This is a genomic window from Halorubrum sp. GN11_10-6_MGM (assembly GCF_005435165.1).
Lineage (GTDB): Archaea > Halobacteriota > Halobacteria > Halobacteriales > Haloferacaceae > Halorubrum.
Genome location: NZ_SGUC01000031.1, coordinates 16,321 through 37,495 on the forward strand (window position 1 = coordinate 16,321; position 21,175 = coordinate 37,495).

Sequence of the window (21,175 nt, forward strand, 5' to 3'; positions counted from 1 at the left end):
TCCCCCGAGCGGCCGGGCTCTTACAGCCGAATCCGCTCGACGGCGGTGCCCGCGTCCTCGAACGCCTCGTCGGTCGCGGCCGCGACGACGACGGTGTCCGCGTCGGTGTCCGCGTCGAGGTCGACCTCGAAGGCGCCCTCGTCGGGCGTCACGAGGCGCGACGTTTCGCGGGAGTGAATCGCCACGCGCTCGGCGTCCGTCTCGCCGGCGACGACGACCGCGTCCTCGACGAACTCGGCGGTCGCGGTCAGCTCCGGAGCTTCGGGGCGGTCGCGCTCGACGTAGCGCTCGCGGACGACCGTCGGGGTCTCCACCGGCTCGCCCGCGTCGACGCCGTGCGCCAGTCGGACGAACCCGGCCATCGACCACGCGAGGGGGGTCGCCCCCCCGGTCCCCTCGCCGAACTCCCAGCCGTACTTCGTCGGGTGTTCGCGGTCCCACACCTGCTCCGGCAGCATCAGTCCGGAGTTGCCGAAGCCGGCCATCGTCTCCAACAGCGTCTCGGGTTCGAGCGCCTCCTCGTCTGTGCCGCCGAAGGCGTCGGGCCCGTCCGCGCGAGCCCGCAGCTCGTACTCGCCGCGCTCGCCGGTGAAGATGGGCCAGAGGCGCCCGCGGCCGTCACCGGTGCCAGCCCACGGCGCGCCGGGATCGCCGACCGCGATCTCGCCGTACGCGTCGCCGACGTAGCGGTACCACGCGGCGCCGTGCGGCGTGTCGACGCGGATCGAGTCGTCGACGACGGAGACGGAGTTGCGGACGACCGGGTCGTCGGCGGGCTTGATCCCCAGTCGAACGAGTTCGAGGAAGCCGCCGTCGATTATCTCCCGCTCGTCGTACGTCGGGCCGTCGTTGGCGATGGTGCGCGGGCGACCCGACTCGGGGTTCCCGTCCGCCGTGACCCGGAGGTAGTACGGCGTCCGCTCGTGGCGGTCGGTCCCGGTCGTGGTCGCGCACCACTCCTCGACCCGTTCGGTCCAGTCGTCGGCGAGCGCTAGCCACGCGAGCGCGTCGGCGCGGAGCGAACCGGGCGACTCGGCCCCCGCCGACTCGCTGCCCTCGCGTCGGTCGGCCTCGGCGAGCGCGAGCGCCGCGCCGCAGACCAGCCCGGCGATCTCGGCCGCGATGCTCGACGGCGAGTAGCCGGCCTCCTCCTCCCACCGCTCCTGTGCGGTCTCGGGGCCGTTCTCGGCGATGTAGTCGAGCGAACGGGCGACCTGACCGTAGGTGTAGCCCGCGTCGTCGAGGGTCACGCCGCGCTCGTACAGCTGCCACGCCATCACGGAGGGGAACCCGATGTTGTCCATCTGCTCGCCGCCCCACCGGGTCCGCCCGTCGATGTACGTGTTCTGCGGGAGGAAGCCGTCGTCGTCCTGCTGGGTGTTGTACAGGTACGCCAGCGCGTCCGCGCCCCGTTCGAGGTCGTCCATCTCGATCAGCGCCGTGAACACCTGATAGAGGTCCCGCGACCAGACGAAGTTGTAGCCGTAGCCGCGGTCCTCCGCGGCGTACTCGGTCTCGCCCCACGGGACGGAGGGGCTCGCGATTCCCGCGCCCTCGTGGGCCTTGTCCTCGACCGCGGCCAGAGTCATCAGCGCGAAGCGGTACTGCGCCGCGAGGTCGGGATCGCCAGCGACCGAGTCGGGGAGATCGCGGTCGGCGAGCCACGAGCGCCACGTCTGGGCGTACGCGGCCGCGGCGTCGTCGAAGCCGCGGGCGAGCGCCCCTTCCGCCTCGTCGAGCGCGGTCGCGGTGTCCGAGTCCTCCGCGAACCCGAGCGCGACCGTGTCCGCGACCGCCTCCCCGCTGCCGACGAGACCCGCGAGGACGACGTTCCCGACCGCCTCGGACGACTCCTCGTCGTGCTCGCCGTCGCCGAACAGCGCGCCGGCCGCGTCGCCGCCGGCCGCGAGCGCGCTCGCCCAACCGAACCCGTCGCCGCTCGCGAGCGCGAGCGCGGGGGCGAACGGCTCGCCCTCGTCGTCGACGAGTTTGCCGGCCTCGCGGTCGGGTTCGTCCTTCCGCGCGAGCAGGTGCGCGCCCGCGTCGCCGTCGACGCGCTCCGCGCGGTCGTTCGTGCCGACGTTGGCGATCGTCGCGTCGACGAGCGCGTACACGTCGTACTCGCGGCTCCCCTCGAACCGGACGTCGGCGAGGATCGCGGTCCCGTCGGTGTCGACCGCGTACTCGACGGTGAGCGTCCAGGCGTGGCCGTGGCCGTCGCCGGTCTCGCGGATCGTCTGGACGTACGCGAGCGCGTCGTCGGCCGCCGGCTCCGTGGTCCGCTCGATCGTCTCCGTCGCCGTGACGTGCCCCGTCTCGTCGAACGTGCGGATCGCGTAGTCGGAGTCCGGGTCGGCGACGAGGAAGTCGAACGTCCGGACGTTCATCACGTCGATCCGGGGGAATCGGGCCTCGGTGAGCGCCCCCTCGGTGAGCGTGAACCACACCGGGACCGGCTCGTCGGACTCGTAGTCCGCGGGCGTGCCGACGCCGAACTTCCGGCCGGTGGTCCAGTGAGGCGCGGCCTCGGGGCCCGTCTCGCGGTCGTGCGGGACCGGCAGCTCGCCGTGGCTCGCGAGCGTCACCGTCGCGTCGATCCGGAGCGCGTGCGACCACGCGATGGGGGTCGCGCTGTCGAGGTCGCCGTCGTCGAACGCCTGCTCCGCGAACAGCCCCGCCTCGTTGACGAAGGGGCCGTCTGGCTCACAGAGCGCGTACAGGTCGCGCGCGTCGTCGAAGAGGGGATCGGAAGCGCCCCCGCGCTCCTCGACGACGCCCGCGAGCGTCGCCGCCGCGGTCGCGCCCCACAGCGTCGCGATCGACCACACCTTCGCGGCGCCCTGCTCGGCGGTCCGCCAGTCGTCGCCGGTGAACCTGACGAGCCCCTCGACGGCGGACGTCTCGCGGCGGAGCGCGTCGATCGTCTGCCGGACGTGGGTGTTGACGCGGTCGAAGAAGCGGTCGAACTCGCTCGTCGCGACGGAGTCGACCGACTCGGCGGAGCCCGAGCCGTCGGTGGCCGCGTCGTCGGTCTTCGGGCCGTCGCCGTCGGCGAGCAGGGCGGCGTACTCGGCGGTGGCGGTCGCGAGCGCGAAGGTGCTGGCGTCGGCGCGGGCGTCGCTCCCCTCGTCGCTGGCGCGCTGGAGGAACCGCTCCGTCTCGGGGTTCCAGCGGTCGTCGAGCCCGGAGAGGGCGGCGTTGGCGGCATCCGCGGCGTCGGTCCGAAGGGACTCGTCGACCGGCGCGCGCGCCACCGCGGCGAACGCCCGGAGGTACTCGGCGCCGGTGTGCGTGAACCGCCCCAAGGCGTTCTCCCAGCAGTTCTGACAGCGCCGGGGGAGCCCGTCGTCCTCGATCGTCTCGAAGAGGAACTCGACGGCGTCGGCGATCGTCTCGTCGATCCGGTCGCGCCACTCGGTCGGGAGGTCCGTCTCGCGCCGGAGGGTCGCGAGGAAGGCGACGACCGTCGCGGGCTGGTCGAGCTGGTCGTTCGGGCCGGGCGTCGCGTTCGCCCCCTCGATGCGGGCATTCGCCCAGCCGGGCGCGACCTTCCCGGAGTCGGCCCACACGCGGTGGGGCCACGAGCCGTCGGCGTCCTGCGTCCGGCAGAAGAAGCTCGCGGTCGCGAGCAGCTCCTCGTCGGCGTCGAGCCCGAGCTCGTCGCTCGCGCCGAGCAGCGCGGTCGACACCGTCGCCTCGTCGCGGAACCACGTGTAGCCGTACCCGCCGGAGGTCGAGTAGAACGGGTCGAACTCCGGGGCGGCGATCCGCGCGCCGGACTCCGCGGTGAGCAGGTCGAGCGCGCGCAGGTCGCTCGCGATCACCGACCGGCGTGGGGCGTCCTCCGGGACGTCTGGGCCGCGGCCGTCGGCGGCCTCGCGGAGGTCGTCGGCGTCGGGGTATGCGGTGGCGATGTTCGAGACGGCCTCGATGCGGCGCTGACGGTCGATCCCGTCGGTGAGCGCGTCCTTCGCGTCGTCGCCGGTGTCGCGCGCCGCCCGGCGGTCGACGACGGCGCGGCCGGCGAGCGTGACGCGCTCGGTGCGCCCGTCGCGCTCGAAGGGGGCGCGGACGACGACGTCGGGGGTGAGCCGCGAGTCCTCGCGGCGGTCGATCTCGCCGCGGTGCGGGAAGCCGTCGTCCGCCTCGCCGAGCAGCTCCGGGATCGTCCGCAGCCGCTGGCCGTGGGCGTTCGAGAGCCCGGTGGAGGCGGTGAGGAAGTCGTGTTCCGTGCGGTGGTACACCTCGACGACGCGGCCGTCGTTCGGTCCGGCCTCGTCGTGGACCATGTTGCCGACGCGGCCCTCGACCATGTCCGGCGAGAACGCGTAGGCGGCGACGAGCTCGGCGTCGGCCGGCGGCGAGCCGCGGAGCTCGACGTGGGTGAGGTGCGTGTCGCTCACCACGAGATCGAACTGGTGGACCGTGTAGCGGCCGGCGTCGTACTCGGTCTCGACGAGGGGGGTGTCGCCGTCGTAGTGCTGGCGGGTCGTCTCGAGGTCGTCGAACCAGCGGACGCCGCGCCCGGCGGTGATACCCATTCGCAGACGGTCGGCGCCGCCGACCTCGGAGAGGGAGTACGAACAGTCGTGGACGGTCCCGTCCGGTCCCACGTGGACCAGTCGGCCGTCGTCGCCGGTGAACGCCCCGGCGGTCATCGAGTGTTCCGCCGGATAGCGCTCCCCGCGCCGACGTTCGTGTTCCGTAAGGGCGGTACGCAGTCGCATACCCGCCCTGCGACTGCCGGAGTAAAAGCCTTGACGACCGCGGCGGGTAACCGGGCCGGAGGGTGGGAGCCCGAACTCCGCCGAAACAAGAGCAACACCGAAGGCCCCGGGCGTCGATGGGCGTCACATGCACCACCCCGGACCCCCCCGTTTCCTCGCGACGGGCGAACGGACGCAGCTGGCACCGAGAGATCCGAACCCCGACGCCGCGTACGCGTGGCGCGTCGCGGACGCGCCGCCCGACAGCGAGGCGACCGTCGGCGACGACGCCGTGACCGAGTTCACGCCGGACGTACCGGGCCGGTACCTGCTCGGCCTCGACGCCCCGGACGGCGACCACCTGCTCACGATACGCGCGTTCCCCGCGAGCTACGAGGGCGTCGACGTCGCGGGCGGGAGCGGGACCGCGATCCGCGACCGCGACCCGGACGACGAACCGGTGGACTACGCCGCGCGGGAGCGACACGAGGGAGTCGGCCGACCGCGCGTCCGCGTGGACGCGAGCGTCGCGTTCGACGGCGAGACGGGGGGCGACGGGAGCGAGGAGAGGGCGGACGCCGGCGAAGCGGTGTTCACCGCGGTTCCGACGCCGAATCCGGAGTCGACGCTCGACGCGGAGGACCTGTCCGTGACGTTCGTCGTCGACGACCGGGACGTCGCCGCGGCGGTCGCGGCCGGGCGGCCGAACCCGCGCGACGTGCTCCGGGTAAGCGACGACGGGCGCGGGCTTCGGGTTCCGCTCGCCGCCGTTCCGGAGCGGCTCCGGGTCCACGCCGTCGCGGTCGCTCGGGACCCCGGCGAGGACCCGCGGGTCAGCGTGGCCGACGCCGTCGCCGTCGAGCGCGTCGACGCCGGCCCGCCGGCGGGCGGTGAGCCGGGCGGCGAGGCAGTGTTGACGCCGGACGCGCCCGAGTTCGAGACGGTGCGGCTCAACGACCCGCCGGCGTGGACGGCGGACGCCTCCGTCTACGAGGTGTTCGTCCGCACCTTCGCGGACGCCGAGGAGGGCGAGGCGTTCGACGCGATCGCGGAGCGGATCCCGCGGATCGCGGAGCTCGGCGTCGACACGCTGTGGCTCACGCCGGTCCTCGGCCACGACGGGAAGCCGCACGGGTACAACATCGTCGACTTCTTCGACACCGCCGACGACCTCGGCGAGCGCGACGACTTCGAGGCGCTCGTCGAGACCGCCCACGACCACGGGATGCGCGTGCTGTTCGACTTCGTCGCCAACCACACCGCGCGCGACCACGAGTGGTTCCGGGACGCCTACGAGAATCCGGCGTCGCCGTACCGCGACCGGTACGAGTGGCAGGAGTCCGGGGAGCCGGGCACCTACTTCGACTGGGAGCTGATCGCGAACCTCAACCACGCGAACCTCGACGTGCGGCGGTTCCTGCTGGACGTGATCGACGAGTGGGCGCCGCTCGTCGACGGGTTCCGCTGCGACATGGCGTGGGCGGTGCCGGACTCGTTCTGGCGCGAGCTCCGCGACCGCGTGAAGGACATCGACCGGGAGTTCCTCCTGATGGACGAGACGATCCCGTACATCCCCGGCTTCCACGAGGGGATGTTCGACGTCCACTTCGACGCGACGCTGTACTTCCAGCTCCGGCAGGTGGGTCGGGGGGCGGAGCCCGCGGCGAGCGTCCTCGACGCGGTCGACCAGCGCGCCGAGATCGGGTTCCCCGACCACGCCGAGTTCCTCCAGTACATCGAGAACCACGACGAGACGCGCTACCGCGTCGAGTGCGGCGACGCCGCGGCGGCCGCCGCGGGCGCGGCGATCATGACCCTGCCGGGCGTCCCGATGGTGTACGCCGGTCAGGAGATCGGGCAGCGCGGGCGACGCGACGCGATCGCGTGGGACCAGGCGCGCGAGGAGGTGCGCGACCGCTACGAGCGCCTGCTCGCGACGCGACGCGATCACCCGGCGCTCGGGCCGGAGGGTGACCTCTCCCGCGTCGGGTACCACGTCGCCAGCGGCGATCTCTCCGAGCGGCCGGTCGTCGCCAGCGGGGACGTCCACCCGGACGACGTGGTCGCGTTCCGGCGACGCGACGGCGACGAGGATCTCGTCGTCGTGCTCAACTTCGCGCCGGCCGACGCGAGCGTCGCGGTCGACGTCGACCACGGCGAGCGCGACCTCGTGACGGGTGAGTCCTGCGTCGTCGAGGACGGCGAGGGGACCGAGCGGGTCCGCGTCGACGACGTGGCGGTGGTCTCGGTCGCGGGAGAGTGAGCGTCCGACCGGCCGTCTGAGACGCGCCCGGACGCAACGCTTGAGTCGGTGGGGATCACAGGGGGGCGTATGCGATTCGACCGCTCCGACGGCGTCTTCTGTCACGTCACCTCGCTGCCGGGGGCGTACGGGATCGGCGACCTCGGCGAGGGCGCCCGGGAGTTCCTCTCATTCCTCGGCGACGCCGGCGTCGACCACTGGCAGATCTGTCCGATCGGCCCGACGCTCTCCGTCGCCGGGGAGTCACCGTACCAGTCGCCGTCGGCGTTCGCCGGCAACCCGCTGTTCGTCGACCCCGACGGGCTCGTCGACAACGGGTGGCTCGACGGGGACGACCTGACGCCGGTCCCCGAGTTTCCGGCCGATCGCGTCGACTACGACGCGGTCCGCGAGTACAAGCTCCCGCTGTTGCGGACCGCCTTCGAGCGGTTCGAGGAGCGGGCGAGCGAGGCCGACCGCGCGGCGATAGACGAGTTCCGCGAGCGGGAGCCGTGGCTCGCGGACTACGCGCTGTTCAGGGCGCTCTCCGACGCGCGGCCGGAGGACGTCTGGACCGAGTGGCCGGAGCCGCTCCGGACGCGCGATCCCGACGCGCTCGCCGACGCGCGCGACGAACACGCCCGAGAGATCCGGTTCCGGGAGTTCCTCCAGTGGACCTTCGACCGGCAGTGGCGCGACCTGCGCGCGGCCGCGGCCGAGGAGGGCGTGTCGATCGTCGGCGACGTGCCGATCTACGTCGCGCTCGACTCCGCCGACGTGTGGGCGAGCCCCGAGGCGTTCCGGCTCGACGAGGGGAACCGCCCGACCGCGGTCGCGGGCGTCCCGCCGAACGCGGGCGACTCCGGCCAGCGCTGGGGGAACCCCCTCTACGACTGGGAACACCTCGCCGAGTCCGGGTACGACTGGTGGCTCGACCGGTTCCGACGGCTGTTCGAGCTCGCGGACGTGGCCCGGCTCGACCACTTCCTCGGGTTCGTGAAGTACTGGGCGATCCCCGCGGACAGCGACGACCCCGCCGACGGCGAGTGGCGCGAGGGACCGGGGCGCGACCTCTTCGAGACGGTCGAGCGCGAGCTGGGCGAGGCCCCGTTCATCGCCGAGGACCTCGGCTTCGAGGCGCCGGCGATGGACGAGCTGATGGCCGAGTTCGGCTTCCCGGGAATGCGCGTGCCGCAGTACGCCGACTGGTGTGCGGCGGGGAACGAGTACCAGCCGATGCACTACGGCGAGGGGGTCGTCGGCTACACCTCCACGCACGACACGGACACGTGGGCCGGCTACTTCGAGGACCTCCCGGCCGAACAGCGGGACTGTTTCCGGTACAACGTCGGCGCCGGCCCCGACGAGCCGAGCGAGTGGGCGATCATCGACGAGGTGTGGGGCTCGGACGCGATCCTCGCCGTGACCACGGTTCAGGACCTGCTCGGCCGCGGGAGCGAGTCGCGGTTCAACGAGCCCGGCACGCTCGACGGCAACTGGGAGTGGCGGGTGACCCCCGACGCGCTCGACGACGGCATCGCGGACCGGCTGTGGGAACTGGGCGGGAGACACGTGCGGTGAGCCGTGACCGGGCCCCTGCCCGACGCGCCGGTCGTCCACGTCCTCGTGATCGTCGCCGCGACCGGCTTCATCTGGCTCGGGAGCGGCTGGTTAGAGGAGGCCGCCGAGACGCTCTCCGGCTACTACGGGCTCCCGGCCGTGGTCCAAGGGTCGGTCGTCGTCGCGGTCGGGTCGAGCTTCCCGGAGCTCGTGAGCGTGCTGGTCACCGCCCTCACGGGCGTCTTCGACATGGGCGTGGGCGCGCTGGTCGGGTCGGCGATCTTCAACGTCCTCGTGATCCCCGCCGCGTCGGGGCTGAGCGGCGACAGCGAGCTGGAGGCCAACCGCGCGATCGTGTACAAGGAGGCGCAGTTCTACATGCTCGCGGTGTCGGCGCTGGTCGTGACGTTCGCGCTCGCGGTCATCTACTTCCCCGTGTCGACGGACCCGATCGTCGGGAGGATGCCGCGGTCGCTCGCGGTCATCCCGCTCGGGCTGTACGGCCTGTACCTCTTCATCCAGTACCAGGACGTCGACGACGCGGCGATGGAGCGCGTGCGCGACGGGATCGACCTCCGGCGGGAGTGGGCGAAACTGCTCGCGGGGCTCGCGGTGATCGTCGTCACGGTCGAACGGCTCGTCGCGTCGGTCGAGTCCCTCGGCGTCACCTTCGGCGTCCCTGAGTTCCTCGCCGGCGTCACGGTCGTCGCCGCGGCGACGAGCCTGCCTGACGCGCTGGTGAGCGTCCGGACCGCGCGCGAGAACCGCGGGACGACGAGCCTCGGGAACGTCCTCGGGTCGAACACCTTCGACCTGCTCGTCGCGATCCCGATCGGCGTGCTGATCGTCGGCGAGGTCGCCGTCAACTTCTCGACGGCGGTGCCGATGCTCGGCGTGTTGACCGTCGCGACCGTGCTGCTGTTCGTCACGCTCCGGACGAGCCTCGCACTCGACGACCGCGAGTCGTACGCGCTGCTGGCGGCCTACGGGCTGTTCGTCGCGTGGGTCGTCGCCGAGAGCGTCGGGGCGACGAGCGTTCTCAAGGGAGTGTAGCGGTTCGGGCGCGCCAGCGGCCTCAGTAAGAGTCCCGACCGATGATCAGGTACAGCAGCAGGCCGAGGATCGGCGCGAAGAAGACGACGAGCGCCCAGAGGACCGGCGGGTGCTCGCTGCGCGTCTGCGCGTCCGAGTACGTCCACACGATCATCGCGAGGTGGACGATGAGGAACACGAGGCTGATCAGGAGTGCGATCCCGGCGGCCGCGCCTTGGAGGAGCAACGGGGACATGCCGATCGACAGCAGAACGCCCCGAGTGAAGTGTTTTCGGATCCCCACCGAGACGGTCGCCGAAACCGGTATTCGTGAGTAGTGCGAACGCACGGCATGGTTAGCTCGGTGCGTGCGGTCGGCGTCGCAATCGAGTGTCTCGGGAGCGTCGCCCTGCTGGCGCTGTCGCGGGCCGTCGACGGCGAGGTCCGGGCGAGACCGCTCGGGGTCGGGTTCGCCGCCGGCTACTGCTACCGGCACGCGCGGGCCGCCGGCGACTGTCGCCGGTTCCGCGACCGTCCGGGCCGGACCCTCGGCGTCGCGCTGGCGTGGACGGCGCTCGGCGTCGCGCTCGACCGCTCGATAGACGATCCGGCGGCGAACCGAGCGTTCGCCGCGGGGCTCGGGCTGGGATCGGCCGGCTACTGGCTCGTACGGCGGGGCGAGTGAGCGCTGGCGGCGACCCGTCGGGGCCCGGCCGGTCCCCAGTCGGTCCCGCCGGAGCCCGAACCGTTTTGATCCCGCGGCGCCCGGTGCCGGTATGCGACTTCCAGTCGACGCGGACCGGCTCCGCGCGGACATCGAGGCGAACGCGGCGTTCGGCCGCGTCGAGACGGACGACCCCGAGGCGCACGCGCGAACGAACCGGACCGGTACCGAGGCGAACCGCCGGGCCAGAGACCGACTCGTCGAACGCTGCCGCGACGCCGACCTCGACGTGACCGTCGACGCCGTCGGGAACGTCCTCGGGACGTGGACCCCCGAGAGCGCGGACCCGGACGCGGCGCCGGTCGTCTCGGGGAGCCACCTCGACAGCGTCCCCGAGGGCGGGATCTTCGACGGGCCGCTGGGCGTGTACGCCGCGCTGGAGTCGGTCCGGGCGATGCGCGACGAGGGCGTCGAGCCGGACCGCCCGGTCGGCGTGGTGAGCTTCACCGAGGAGGAGGGCGGGACGTTCGGCAACGGCCTGCTCGGCTCGACCGTCGCGACCGGCGAGCTGGCGCTCGACGACGCGCTCGCGCTGACCGACGGCGACGGGGAGACGCTCGACGAAGCGCTGGAGCGGATCGGCTACCGCGGGGGCGACGCGGTCGACGCCGTCACGCCGACCGACGGCGACGGCGCGCCGACGACGATCGATCCCGCGTCGTGGGCGGCGTTCTACGAGCTCCACGTCGAGCAGGACACGACGCTGGAGGCGGCGGGCGCGGCGGTCGGCGTCGTGACGACGATCACCGGGATCACGCACTGCGAGGCGACGGTCGAAGGCGAGGCGAACCACGCGGGCGCGACCGCGATGGGCGAGCGGACGGACGCGCTCGCGGCCGCGAGCGAGTTCGTCCTCGACGTCGAGGCCGCCGCAAACGAGGTCGTCGAGTCGTCGTCGCCGTCGGCGGTCGGCACCGTCGGATCGCTGTCGGTCGAGCCGAACGCGACGAACGTCGTGCCCGGGCGCATCGAGGCGGGCGTCGACGTCCGCGACGTCGAGGCCGCGTCGATGGAGGCGATCGTCGACGCCGCGCGCGAGTCGCTGGCGCGGCTGGAGCGCGAGCGGGGGGTCGAGACCGCGTTCGAGCGGCCGTTCGACGTCGCGCCGACGGGGATGAGCGACCGCCTCCGCGAGGCCGCTCACGACGCCGCCGACGCGGCGGGCCGGGAGGCGATCGACCTCCACTCGGGGGCCGCCCACGACGCGATGCGGGTGGCTCGCGTCACGGACGCGTCGCTCCTCTTTGCCCCCTCGCGCGACGGGATCTCGCACAACCCGCGCGAGTGGACCGACTGGGCGGACTGCGCCGCCGCGACGGAGGTGCTGGCGGGGGCGCTCGCGCGGGTCGCGACCGAAGAGTGACCCCCCTCGACGCCGGTCGGCCCTGAGACTGGACGGCGAGACGGCGTCGGACCTCCCGCGACGGCACAACCGTTTTGCCGGTCGGCCGCGAGCGACGAGCGTGAGACGACCGATCGGACTCGCGTCGCTCGCGGTCGGGCTGCTCGCCGGCGTCGCCGGGACCGTCGCCGGAACCACCGACGCGCTCGCCGACTGGCCGCCGATCGGCGGGTACCCGGCGTCGACCGTCGTCGGCCGGTCGCTTCTCGTCGTCGCCGTGGTGGGGCTGGTCTACGGGAGCTACCTGCTCGCGGTCCGCGTGCTGACGCGCTCCGCGAGCAAGCGCCGAGCGCACAACGTCCGGAACCTGCTCCGCCTCTCGTTCGGGATCGTCGGGACCGTGGCGACGCTGGCGGTGGCGACGGAGAACTGGCTCGGGCTCCTCTTCTCGCTGGGCGTCATCGGCTTCGCGATCACCTTCGCGCTCCAGCAGCCGCTGCTGTCGCTGATCGCGTGGGTGTACATCGCGGTCAAGCAGCCGTTCGGCGTCGGCGACCGAGTCCGGATCGACGACGCGAAAGGCGACGTGATCGGGGTCGACTTCCTCGTGACGACGCTGTGGGAGATCAACGGCGAGCTGGTGACGACGAACCAACCCTCCGGTCGCGTGGTCACCGTCCCGAACAGCGTCGTCCTCTCGTCGAACGTGGTCAACTTCGGCGGCGGGGGATCGCCGTACGTCTGGAACGAGGTCCCCGTCCAGGTCGCCTACGAGACGGACCTGGAGTTCGCGCGTTCGGTGATGATCGAGGAGGCGACGGAGATAGTCGGCCGGGAGATGGCCGACGGGATCGCCGCCTACCGCGAGGCGCTCGCGGAGACGCCCGTCGAACTGGAGGTCACCGACGGGCCGAGCGTCAACGTTCGCCAAGAGGAGTCGTGGGTGGAGCTGCGCGTCCGGTACCTCACGCACCCGCGGCGCGGCCAGCGCGTGAAGAACCGGCTGTACGAGCGGATCCTAACCCGGTTCAACGAGAACCCGGACCGCGTCGCGTTCCCGGTGAGCCGGAACCGGTGACGACGGGACGGGGCGCGCCCGCCGTTCGCGGACGGCCCGGCGCAGTGAAGTATAAGTACGGTCGTGGCGCCCGGCGCGGACGTGAGCGTTCGCGCTGGCGGTGAGGGTAGATCAGAACGAAGCGGCCGCACAAGCAGTTTTCAGGCGTTTTTGGCGCGATATCGTCGGGCACAATAGTAGGCAGATTTATATACTCTCGGAACTAACTACACGTTAACAGACTGGCGATTCGCGGACCTCGCTGTATTTTCGCCGGGGGATCGTCGGAGTAGACCCATGACAGAGATAGAGACCTACAGCGACGGCGGCACGGAACGGGAACGACGGGCGGACTCACGGGACGCGTCCGCGAGCGGAGAGCGCGCCCGGGCGAGGGCGTCGGAGTCGTCCGGCGACGAATCGACGGCGGCGAGCGAGCGCGGACGCGAGCGGATCACGACCTGCCCCGAGTGCGGCGGCCGGCTCGCGACGGACACGGAGCACGGCGAGACCGTCTGTGACGACTGCGGGCTCGTCGTCGAGGAGGACTCCGTGGACCGCGGCCCGGAGTGGCGCGCGTTCAACTCCAACGAGCGGGACAGCAAGTCCCGCGTCGGCGCCCCGACGACGAACATGATGCACGACAAGGGGCTCTCGACGAACATCGGCTGGCAGGACAAAGACGCCTACGGCAAGTCGCTCTCCGGGCGACAGCGACGTCGGATGCAGCGGCTACGGACGTGGAACGAGCGGTTCCGCACCCGCGACTCCAAGGAGCGCAACCTCAAGCAGGCGCTCGGCGAGATCGACCGCATGGCCAGCGCGCTCGGCCTCCCGGACAACGTCCGCGAGACCGCCTCTGTCATCTACCGGCGCGCACTGAGCGAGAACCTCCTCCCCGGGCGCTCCATCGAGGGCGTCGCGACCGCGGCGCTGTACGCCGCCGCCCGGCAGGTGGGGAACCCCCGGAGCCTCGACGAGTTCACGGCGGTCTCGCGGGTGGACAAGATGGAGCTCACCCGGACGTACCGCTACGTCATCCGCGAGCTCGGGCTGCGCGTTCAGCCCGCGGACCCGACGAGCTACGTCCCGCGGTTCGTCTCGCGGCTCCACCTCTCGGAGGAGACCGAGCGCCGCGCCCGCGAACTGCTCGACGACGCCGCGAGCGCGGGGATCACGAGCGGTAAGTCGCCGGTCGGCCTCGCCGCCGCCGCCGTCTACGCGGCCGCGCTCCTGTCGAACGAGAAGGTGACGCAGAGTCAGGTGTCCGACGTTGCCGACGTCTCGGAGGTCACCATCCGGAACCGGTACAAGGAACTGCTCGACGCGAGCGGCACCGTGAGCGCCTGAGCCACCGCCACAGATCGGTCCGACGCTCAAGACGAGCGTCGCGGTCGCCGATCCTCGCCGTCACTTACGTTTTTAACGCCGCCGGCTGTAGGGGAAGGCATGGTTGACGCGTTCGTCAGACTCGTCTGTCCGGAGTGCGGCAAGGAGTGGCAGGACAACCCCGCCGAGCTTCAGGATCTCCGGTCTAACTTCAGCTGTTCCGCGTGTCACGCGACGCGACGCCTGACGGAGTTCATGCGAACGGAACGCGACCTCGAGGCCGTCAAGCAGTTCCAGTAGCGCTCGCCGGAGCCGAGATCCGAACAGTCTGCCGGTACGCCCGCCGCTCGGGTGCTCCTCAACCGCCTGCTTCTCGATCGGTGCTTCTCGCCGCGCAGTGACACCTGTCGCTCGCGGCACGTGCGGCGCCGGTGATGGTCAAAAACGATCCTTAACGATTTATCGAGAACACACTTCTCCGCCCCGCTACTCGCGATATACGCGAATAGTGTGGTAACGTGGCTCAAGATAATAATATAAACCTCCGGTAGCAAAGGACTGGTACTCATGAAGAAGCAGGAGCTCATCCATCTTCACGGTCTCCTCGCGGAGGTACGAAAACAGTGCGAGTTCTGGGACGACGACGTCGACCTCGAGGCGTACGAGGAACTGGGCGTGAAACCGACATCGATTCACAAGTCGAAGACCGACCACAAAGCGGCCGTTTTCAAGCTGACAGAGGGAATCACTGAGCCGATGGAGTCGTCCGAATCGGAGCCGCTGGCCCCGACGGCCGACTGAGACGTTTACTGCGCACTACTCCTCGCCGACCGCCCGAACGCTGACCAGCGTCGCGACCGTTCGCCGACCGTCAACAGGCAGCCCCGAGACGGCGACCGGCGTTCGAGGCCTGTCGCCGTCCCGTCGTCGCGGCACTCGGCCCACTCTCAGGGGTCGGAGCCGCGACGGTCCGGCTCGGACTCCTCCTCCGCAGCCGGCGTGTCCTCCGTGCGGTCGCTCTCCGCCGAATCGATCTCGGTGACCGAAAGCACTTCCAGCGGGATATTTCGGAGGCGCTTGCCGATCTCCTTGCGCGCGACGCGGCTGGCGTGTTCGTCGCGGTCGACGTTGAACACGTCCATTCGAAGCTCCAAGGCGACGAGCGCCTCGTCGGCCGCGACGAACGCCGGGTCGAGCCGCTCGCCGCTCGGCGACGTCCGCGTCCCGGCGTCGATCTCGACGTAGTTGAGATCCGGGTTGAGCATCTCACCGGTCTTCGAGATTGCGATCCGGACCGCCTCGTCGGCGGTGTCAACGTCGTACACCGGAACCGCGGCCTCGACGACGACTCGGCAATCCATCACGATAGATAGTATCACGCGAACGAGTATCAAACTTCGGCCGTAAACGGATCCGAACGGCCGAGACGGCCGCCGTGCGGGAATCCCCGATCACTCGCCGCCGGCGCGGAGGTAGTAGAACACGTACGTCTGCGCGTAGCCGGCGAACTCGCCGCCGAGCCGCTCGCGGATCGCCCGGGACGTCTCGGCGTAGCTCCCGCGGTCGCACTCGGGGTAGTACTCCTCGATCGTGGTGCGGATCCAGGTGTCCAGCGGAACGGCTTCGAGGAATCCCAGCGAGAACAGCAACACGCAGTCGGCGACCTTGTCACCGACGCCGACGAACCGAGTGAGCGACTCACGCGCCTCCTCGTAGGGGAGGTCGGCCGCCTCCAGCGGGTCCGCCTCGTCGCTCGCGACCATCTCCGCGGTCCGCTGTACGTACGGCGCGCGGTACCCTAACGAGAGGTCGCGGAGCTCTTGCTCGGTGCGCGCGGCCAGCTGCTCGGGCGTCGGAAACGCCCGGAGCGTCTCGTCGCCGAGCGCGACCGCGTCGCCGTACGTCTCCCGGAGACGTCGCTGCATCCCGTGAATCCTCGCGACGCGCATCTGCGCCGAACAGATGAAAGATATCAGACAGGGGAAGACGGGATCGCGCGTCAACCGCATTCCCTCGTAAGACTCGTACGCGCGCTCCAGAAGCGGGAGGTCCGGCGTGGCGTCTAAGATTGCGTCGAGGTCGTCGTCGAGGCGGAGCAGGTGCGTCAACAGCGGCTCGGCGTCCGCCGACGCCTCCCAGTGAAGCGTTCCGTCGTGGACGCCGCCTTCCTGTCGAACCCGGACCGCAACGCGCTCGTCCGTCACGCCGGAGATCGGGTCGACGACCGTCTCGTACCACGCGTCGCCGCCGTGCGCGTGGAGTTCGGCGTACGTCTCGCCGTCCGCGCGGTTCCAGAGGTAGCTCTGGCCGCTCTCGAGGGTCGCCTGAAGGTCGAACGGTCCAGCCAGCTCGCCGACGTCGATCGCCCCGCGTTCCATCGTCTTCGGTCAGGGTCCGGGCAGGGATGCGGGTTTCGGTCCCGAACCGCCGCCGAGGACGGGTTTTTGTCCGCCCGTCTCCTACCCGACGTATGCCGACGTACAGGCGGACGACTCGGGTGCCGGCCCCGATCGAGGACGTGTGGGAGTTTCACTCCACGGTCGACGGACTGCGAGAACTCACCCCCGACTGGATGCGGCTCCGCGTCGGCGGCGTCACGGGACCGGACGGGTCGCCCGACCCCGAAGTCCTCGTCGCCGGCTCAGAGATCGAGATGTCGATCCGGCCGTTCGGAGCCGGTCCCCGACAGCGGTGGACCTCGCGGATCGTCGAGCGCGAGCCCGACGGGACGACGCCGCCCGAGCGCTCCGCTCGGTTCGTCGACGAAATGGACGACGGCCCGTTCCGACGGTGGGAACACACGCACGCGTTCTACGCCGACGGGGACGAGACCCTTCTCGTGGACACGGTCGCCTATCGACTGCCGCTCGGCCCGCTCGGTGACGCGGTCGGCCCGATGGCGAAAGTCGGATTCGAGGGGATGTTCCGCGACCGGCACCGCCGGACGGTCGAGCGGTTCACCGAGAACTGAACTCCCGCACCACTGGGGGTCACGGCACCGCTACGACGGCGCGACGCGGGCGGCGTCTGCCCCGAACGTCAACTCGAAGACGGCGCCGTCGTCGTTGCGAGCCTCGACGTTCCAGTCGTGTGCCGCGACGATCCGGTCGACGATCGCGAGACCGATGCCGGAGCTGCCCGCCGAGGAGACGCCCGAATCGAAGATCGTCTCGACGAGATCCTCCGGGATCCCCGGCCCGTCGTCGGCGATATACACTCCTCTGACGCCACCGTCTTTCGTGAGCGGCCCGATCTCTATCGCGACGTCTCGACCGCCGTGGTCGATCGCGTTCCGGAAGAGGTTCTCGAACGCCTGACGGAGTCGGCTCGGGTCGGCCTCGACGCGACCGACCTCGTCGGCGATGGTGAGCGTCGCGTCCGGCGCCCGTACCGAGCGCCACGCGTCTTCCGCGATCGCCTCGATCGGCGCCGGTTCCGTCTCGCCGATCACCTCTCCGCGACGCGCGAGCATCAGGAGGTCGTCGATCAGCGTCTCCATGCGGTCGACCGCCCCGCTCATGGCATCGTAACGCGCGGCCGAAATATCGGATTCAGAGAGGGAGAGATACCCGGACAGCACGTTGAGCGGGTTTCGGAGGTCGTGCGAGACGACCGCGCTGAACTGTTCGAGCTGTTCGGCCTGCCGGCGGAGCGCCGTTCGCCGGTCGTTGCGCGCCATCGCGTGCGCGATCAGGTCACCGACGGTGCGATACAGGTTCACTTCCTCCTCCGACCAGACGCGCCGCTCGTCGGACTCGAACGCGATGACGCCCCGCAGTTCCCACTCGTCGACGAGTGGAACGTGAACCGTCGCCGGTGGCCCGTCGGCGGTCAATTCCGGTTCTTCGCCGTCGAGCGCCGGGCCGGGAGCGGACGAGCGCGCAACGTTCTCGAACGTCGATAGCTGCTCCGGATCGGGGAAATCCTCGAACTGCCGCGGCGCCGGATCGAACCCGTTCGGACACCAGCTACACGTGGGCGTGAACTGTGTGTCCTCTTCGCGATAGCAGACGATCCGGTCGAGCTCCGCGTGCTCGCCGATATTCCCCATTGTCCATTCGATTTTCGTACTGATCTCGTCGGTACGGCTGCTCATCAGCGTCGTCCCCGCGTCGAGTAACACCGTTGCGATGCGGGCGACGTCTTCGTCGCCCAACTGGACGCGATCCGGGTCAACGGCGCTCGCGAGTCGTTCGACGAGCGGGTCCGAGCCGCTGACCACACCCGAGGGAGAGTTCCCTCCGGCGTCGACGGCGTCAGTCACGCCGGCGGACAGCAGCGTCCGGATCGTGTCCGTCTCCGGGGCTTCGACGATCGCGATCACCGGCACATCCGACGGGAGCATCGCGAGGCGGTCGGCCACCGCGTCGTCGGTCACGGCCGTCGCGGTGACGACGACGCCACAGGTCGCGTTCAGCGTTCCCTCGCCGTCCCGGGCGGTGTCCAACTCGGACGGCGCGAATGCGCGAAACGTCGGCCCATCCGCACCCCATGCGACGTCGACCGCTCGGGCCACACGTTCGCTGGCGCTCTCGTCGTCGCCCACGAACGCGACGACGGTTCGCCGGTCCATACCCGAGTCTGGCTTTCGAAACTCTTCAACGTTCACCCCCAAATATCGGCGCTGAAAACGCTACGACCGGTGAGCGGTCGCGGTGACGTAAATCCCGACGAGGACGACGCATCCGCCGGCGACCGTCGCGGGCGTCGGCGCCTCCGACAGTAACACGAACGCGAGCAGCGTCGCGCCGACCGGCTCGCCGAGGAGGGAGACGGAGACGACGCTGGACTCGAGATGCCCGAGTGCCCAGTTGAGAACGGTGTGACCGAGCAGACCCGGTCCGGCCGCGAGCCCGGCGAACAGGAGCCACTCTCGGGCGGGGTATCCCGTGATCGGGTGTCCGCCGGCGAGAACGAACCCGAACAGAACGACCGCGCAGACGCCGTATACGACCGTAACGTAGGGAACGAGGGAGATTCGCTGCCGCAGCGAGCGGCCAGCCAACACGTAGCCCGCGGCGGCGACGGCCCCCGCCAGCGCCAGCGCGTTCCCGTACAGGGGGCGGGGACCGACCGCCACGCCGGCGAGGAGATCGCCGATCGACATCGACGCCATCCCCCCGACGGCGACAGCGATACCCGCGGCCGTGCGACGCGTGACGCGTTCACGCAACAGCAGCCACGCCCCGACCGCGACGAACACCGGCTGCGCCTGAACGAGCGTCACGCTCGCGGCGACGCTCGTCCACCGGAGGCTCTCGAACCAAGCCGCGAAGTGGACCGCGAGCGCGACTCCCGACAGGACCGCGAAGGCGAGGTCGCGAGATCGAATCCGCGCGAACTCCCCGCGGTACCGCCACGCCGCGACCGCGGCCAGCGGCAGAGTCGTGAACAGGACCCGGTAGAACGCCGCGACCGAGCTGGGCGCGTCGCTCAGACGGACGAGAATCGCGCCCGCACTCACCGCGGCGACCGCTCCCGCCAGCCCGAGCTTCGGCGACACTACCGGCTTCGAACTCATCGGGTGCTCCGACCGTTGGAGCAGCGGGCGCTTACGGGTTTCGAGAGTTGCCCGGTCGGCACGGGGGAGAAGGGTTCGCGGCGGCCGCGCGACAGACGGCGCCGACGGAGATTTCACTCCCCGACGCGAACGAGCGCTCATGTGTGCGGACACGTTCGGCGTCGGCATCAGCGTCGCCGAGACTGAGCTCCGAGTCGTCGTCGGCGTTCCGTCCGATATCGACGCCGGATGGACCGACCCCGAGGCGTTTCAGTCCCTCGTGACGGACGCCGTATGGGAGCGCCTAGACCGACGCCCGACACTGGAGGCCATCGCCGCGCAGTACGACACCGGCGAGACTGCGGCCCTCGGGAGCGTGACGCTGGAGCCGGACGGCACCGTAGTGGAGGCCGACCTCAACCCCGTCGCCGAGACCGATGACCGATTCGGAGCCGACGACCGACCCGAAACCGGCGGTTAAAGAGCCGAGTTCGGCACGGCATCGCCTCAGTCGTCCGAATCCGTCGCCGCGAGGGCAGCGCCGACGGCCCACGTCCGATCGGGCCGGTAGGCGGTGAGATCGTATCGGGTCGAGCCGACGGTGTTTCCCCACGTGTCCAGCGCGCCGAGGGTGACAAGCCCTGACAGAGTCGCCCCCAGCGTCCGCGGCGTCGTCTCAGGCTCCATCAACGCGGCGTGGACCTGCTTCGACTGCGGGTAGTTCCGATCGCACGCCTCGATGCCCCGCTTGGCCTCGGCCCAGTGGCGACGGACGTATCCGAAGGTCGTGGGATCGTCGCGAGAGAGTCGCTCCACCGCCGCCGCCACCTCCGTACCGACCACGGAGTCCACGCGGGCACCAGCCCGTGATAGCAGCTCTCCGGACGCCTCAAACGAGCACCCAATCGCGATCCGAGCCGCCCGCCCGCGTCCTCGTTCGAGGAGACCGTCTACGAACGTGACTGCCGAGTCAACCCCTTCCCGAACAGCGAGCGGTGCGAGGTCGTCGACGACCACGTCGACCGTCCCCGAAGGAGTGCTGTTTAGGTGGTTGGAGACGGCGTCGAGAATTCGCTCATTCTCGGCGGCCCGTCCAAGTACCGTGTACGCAAGCCCGGCGTTCGGCATCGTATGCGTCGAGGCGGCGGCTCCGCTGCGAGCGACGTCGTTCGCGTCCACTACCGCCTCTCGGTGCGGCGGTCCCGTCGTCGTTCGATCCCAGCCGCTCCGCCACGTCTCGACGTCGGTCCCGAACAACACGGACACGACACGCTCGGAGGCGACTCCGTCGCGTCCCGACGGGCGGTCGCCGCAGACGAGTCGCACCGTGCTGTTCGATTCCTCCATGATACGTTAGGTTCAGCGACAAAAGTCATAAACTTACGGATGGAGCTATTAGTACTGATATGTGTTCTAGCGAGTTTATCACTGTTCGGCCGTTCGGTTGCTAGTACGCAGTCGTCCGCGACAGAACTCTCACACGGCGCCGGACCGGACTGATACCGCTTCGCGTCGCGCCCGTGTTCGCTGACGGCAGTTGCTATCGCTATCTCACGAGTTCGCGGGATATGAAGAAAGCCCACGGACGCGCTGTCCGTGGGCTGAGTGGGATGGTTCCCGTATGAATGGGCAGGCGGCGACCCGTGGTTCCCAGAAGATCGCTCACTCCAGTACTTCACGGTA

The 21,175-nt window shown here is 70.6% G+C and carries 18 protein-coding genes; 11 read left to right on the plus strand and 7 right to left on the minus strand.

Annotated features, from left to right (window positions below):
* Window positions 1–20 precede the first annotated feature (20 nt).
* Entirely contained in the window at window positions 21–4,727 is a 4,707-nt protein-coding gene (locus EXE46_RS13130) for a glycoside hydrolase family 15 protein (RefSeq protein ID WP_199234170.1), read from the minus strand.
* A gap of 127 nt (window positions 4,728–4,854) precedes the next feature.
* On the opposite strand from EXE46_RS13130, the gene malA reads away from it, so the two are divergent.
* The 3 genes from malA to EXE46_RS13145 all read left to right on the plus strand — a co-directional run bounded on the left by malA (window position 4,855) and on the right by EXE46_RS13145 (window position 9,561).
* A complete protein-coding gene (malA, locus tag EXE46_RS13135; protein ID WP_137688837.1) occupies window positions 4,855–6,969 on the plus strand; it encodes an alpha-amylase MalA in 2,115 nt (704 codons plus the stop codon).
* Window positions 6,970–7,038: 69 nt separating this feature from the next.
* Window positions 7,039–8,529 carry a 4-alpha-glucanotransferase gene (gene malQ / locus EXE46_RS13140; protein ID WP_137688838.1) on the plus strand — a complete coding sequence of 497 codons (1,491 nt, stop codon included), beginning with the start codon at window positions 7,039–7,041 and terminating at the stop codon, window positions 8,527–8,529.
* A 3-nt stretch (window positions 8,530–8,532) separates the two neighbouring features.
* Complete coding sequence (locus tag EXE46_RS13145) at window positions 8,533–9,561, plus strand: sodium:calcium antiporter (protein ID WP_137688839.1); 1,029 nt, start codon at window positions 8,533–8,535, stop codon at window positions 9,559–9,561.
* Window positions 9,562–9,583: 22 nt separating this feature from the next.
* Here EXE46_RS13145 and EXE46_RS13150 read toward each other — a convergent pair whose 3' ends face one another.
* Window positions 9,584–9,796 (minus strand): PLDc N-terminal domain-containing protein, encoded by a 213-nt coding sequence (locus EXE46_RS13150; RefSeq protein WP_137688840.1) that lies wholly within the window; start codon window positions 9,794–9,796, stop codon window positions 9,584–9,586.
* Between the two features lie 96 nt (window positions 9,797–9,892).
* Here EXE46_RS13150 and EXE46_RS13155 point away from each other — a divergent pair, with 96 nt between their 5' ends.
* From EXE46_RS13155 to EXE46_RS13180, 6 genes are all read left to right on the plus strand, one after another.
* On the plus strand, window positions 9,893–10,225 hold the full coding sequence (locus EXE46_RS13155; RefSeq protein WP_137688841.1) for a hypothetical protein: 333 nt from the start codon (window positions 9,893–9,895) through the stop codon (window positions 10,223–10,225).
* Between the two features lie 91 nt (window positions 10,226–10,316).
* Window positions 10,317–11,627: a Zn-dependent hydrolase gene (locus tag EXE46_RS13160; RefSeq protein WP_137688842.1), complete on the plus strand. Its 1,311-nt coding sequence runs from the start codon at window positions 10,317–10,319 to the stop codon at window positions 11,625–11,627.
* A gap of 100 nt (window positions 11,628–11,727) precedes the next feature.
* Window positions 11,728–12,684 (plus strand): mechanosensitive ion channel family protein, encoded by a 957-nt coding sequence (locus EXE46_RS13165; protein WP_137688843.1) that lies wholly within the window; start codon window positions 11,728–11,730, stop codon window positions 12,682–12,684.
* A 276-nt stretch (window positions 12,685–12,960) separates the two neighbouring features.
* A complete protein-coding gene (locus EXE46_RS13170; protein WP_137688844.1) occupies window positions 12,961–14,013 on the plus strand; it encodes a transcription initiation factor IIB family protein in 1,053 nt (350 codons plus the stop codon).
* A gap of 99 nt (window positions 14,014–14,112) precedes the next feature.
* On the plus strand, window positions 14,113–14,292 hold the full coding sequence (locus tag EXE46_RS13175) for a hypothetical protein (protein WP_096392845.1): 180 nt from the start codon (window positions 14,113–14,115) through the stop codon (window positions 14,290–14,292).
* A gap of 267 nt (window positions 14,293–14,559) precedes the next feature.
* Window positions 14,560–14,793 (plus strand): UPF0058 family protein, encoded by a 234-nt coding sequence (locus EXE46_RS13180; RefSeq protein WP_004598519.1) that lies wholly within the window; start codon window positions 14,560–14,562, stop codon window positions 14,791–14,793.
* Window positions 14,794–14,939: 146 nt separating this feature from the next.
* Here the strand turns inward: EXE46_RS13180 and EXE46_RS13185 are convergent, their stop codons facing one another.
* Together EXE46_RS13185 and EXE46_RS13190 are read right to left on the minus strand one after the other, a co-directional pair.
* Window positions 14,940–15,353 (minus strand): DUF555 domain-containing protein, encoded by a 414-nt coding sequence (locus tag EXE46_RS13185; protein ID WP_137688851.1) that lies wholly within the window; start codon window positions 15,351–15,353, stop codon window positions 14,940–14,942.
* A 90-nt stretch (window positions 15,354–15,443) separates the two neighbouring features.
* Window positions 15,444–16,370, minus strand: coding sequence for a DNA-3-methyladenine glycosylase (locus tag EXE46_RS13190; RefSeq protein WP_137688845.1), 927 nt, complete (start codon window positions 16,368–16,370; stop codon window positions 15,444–15,446).
* 92 nt (window positions 16,371–16,462) lie between these two features.
* On the opposite strand from EXE46_RS13190, the gene EXE46_RS13195 reads away from it, so the two are divergent.
* Window positions 16,463–16,963, plus strand: coding sequence for an SRPBCC family protein (locus tag EXE46_RS13195; RefSeq protein ID WP_137688846.1), 501 nt, complete (start codon window positions 16,463–16,465; stop codon window positions 16,961–16,963).
* Window positions 16,964–16,993: 30 nt separating this feature from the next.
* Here the strand turns inward: EXE46_RS13195 and EXE46_RS13200 are convergent, their stop codons facing one another.
* Both EXE46_RS13200 and EXE46_RS13205 read right to left on the minus strand, forming a co-directional pair.
* Window positions 16,994–18,565: a HAMP domain-containing sensor histidine kinase gene (locus EXE46_RS13200; RefSeq protein ID WP_137688847.1), complete on the minus strand. Its 1,572-nt coding sequence runs from the start codon at window positions 18,563–18,565 to the stop codon at window positions 16,994–16,996.
* Between the two features lie 60 nt (window positions 18,566–18,625).
* A complete protein-coding gene (locus EXE46_RS13205; RefSeq protein ID WP_137688848.1) occupies window positions 18,626–19,513 on the minus strand; it encodes a DMT family transporter in 888 nt (295 codons plus the stop codon).
* Window positions 19,514–19,652: 139 nt separating this feature from the next.
* Here EXE46_RS13205 and EXE46_RS13210 point away from each other — a divergent pair, with 139 nt between their 5' ends.
* Window positions 19,653–19,973, plus strand: a complete 321-nt coding sequence (locus tag EXE46_RS13210) for a hypothetical protein (protein WP_137688849.1) — start codon at window positions 19,653–19,655, stop codon at window positions 19,971–19,973.
* A 26-nt stretch (window positions 19,974–19,999) separates the two neighbouring features.
* Here the strand turns inward: EXE46_RS13210 and EXE46_RS13215 are convergent, their stop codons facing one another.
* Complete coding sequence (locus EXE46_RS13215; protein WP_199234171.1) at window positions 20,000–20,839, minus strand: hypothetical protein; 840 nt, start codon at window positions 20,837–20,839, stop codon at window positions 20,000–20,002.
* Window positions 20,840–21,175 lie beyond the last annotated feature (336 nt).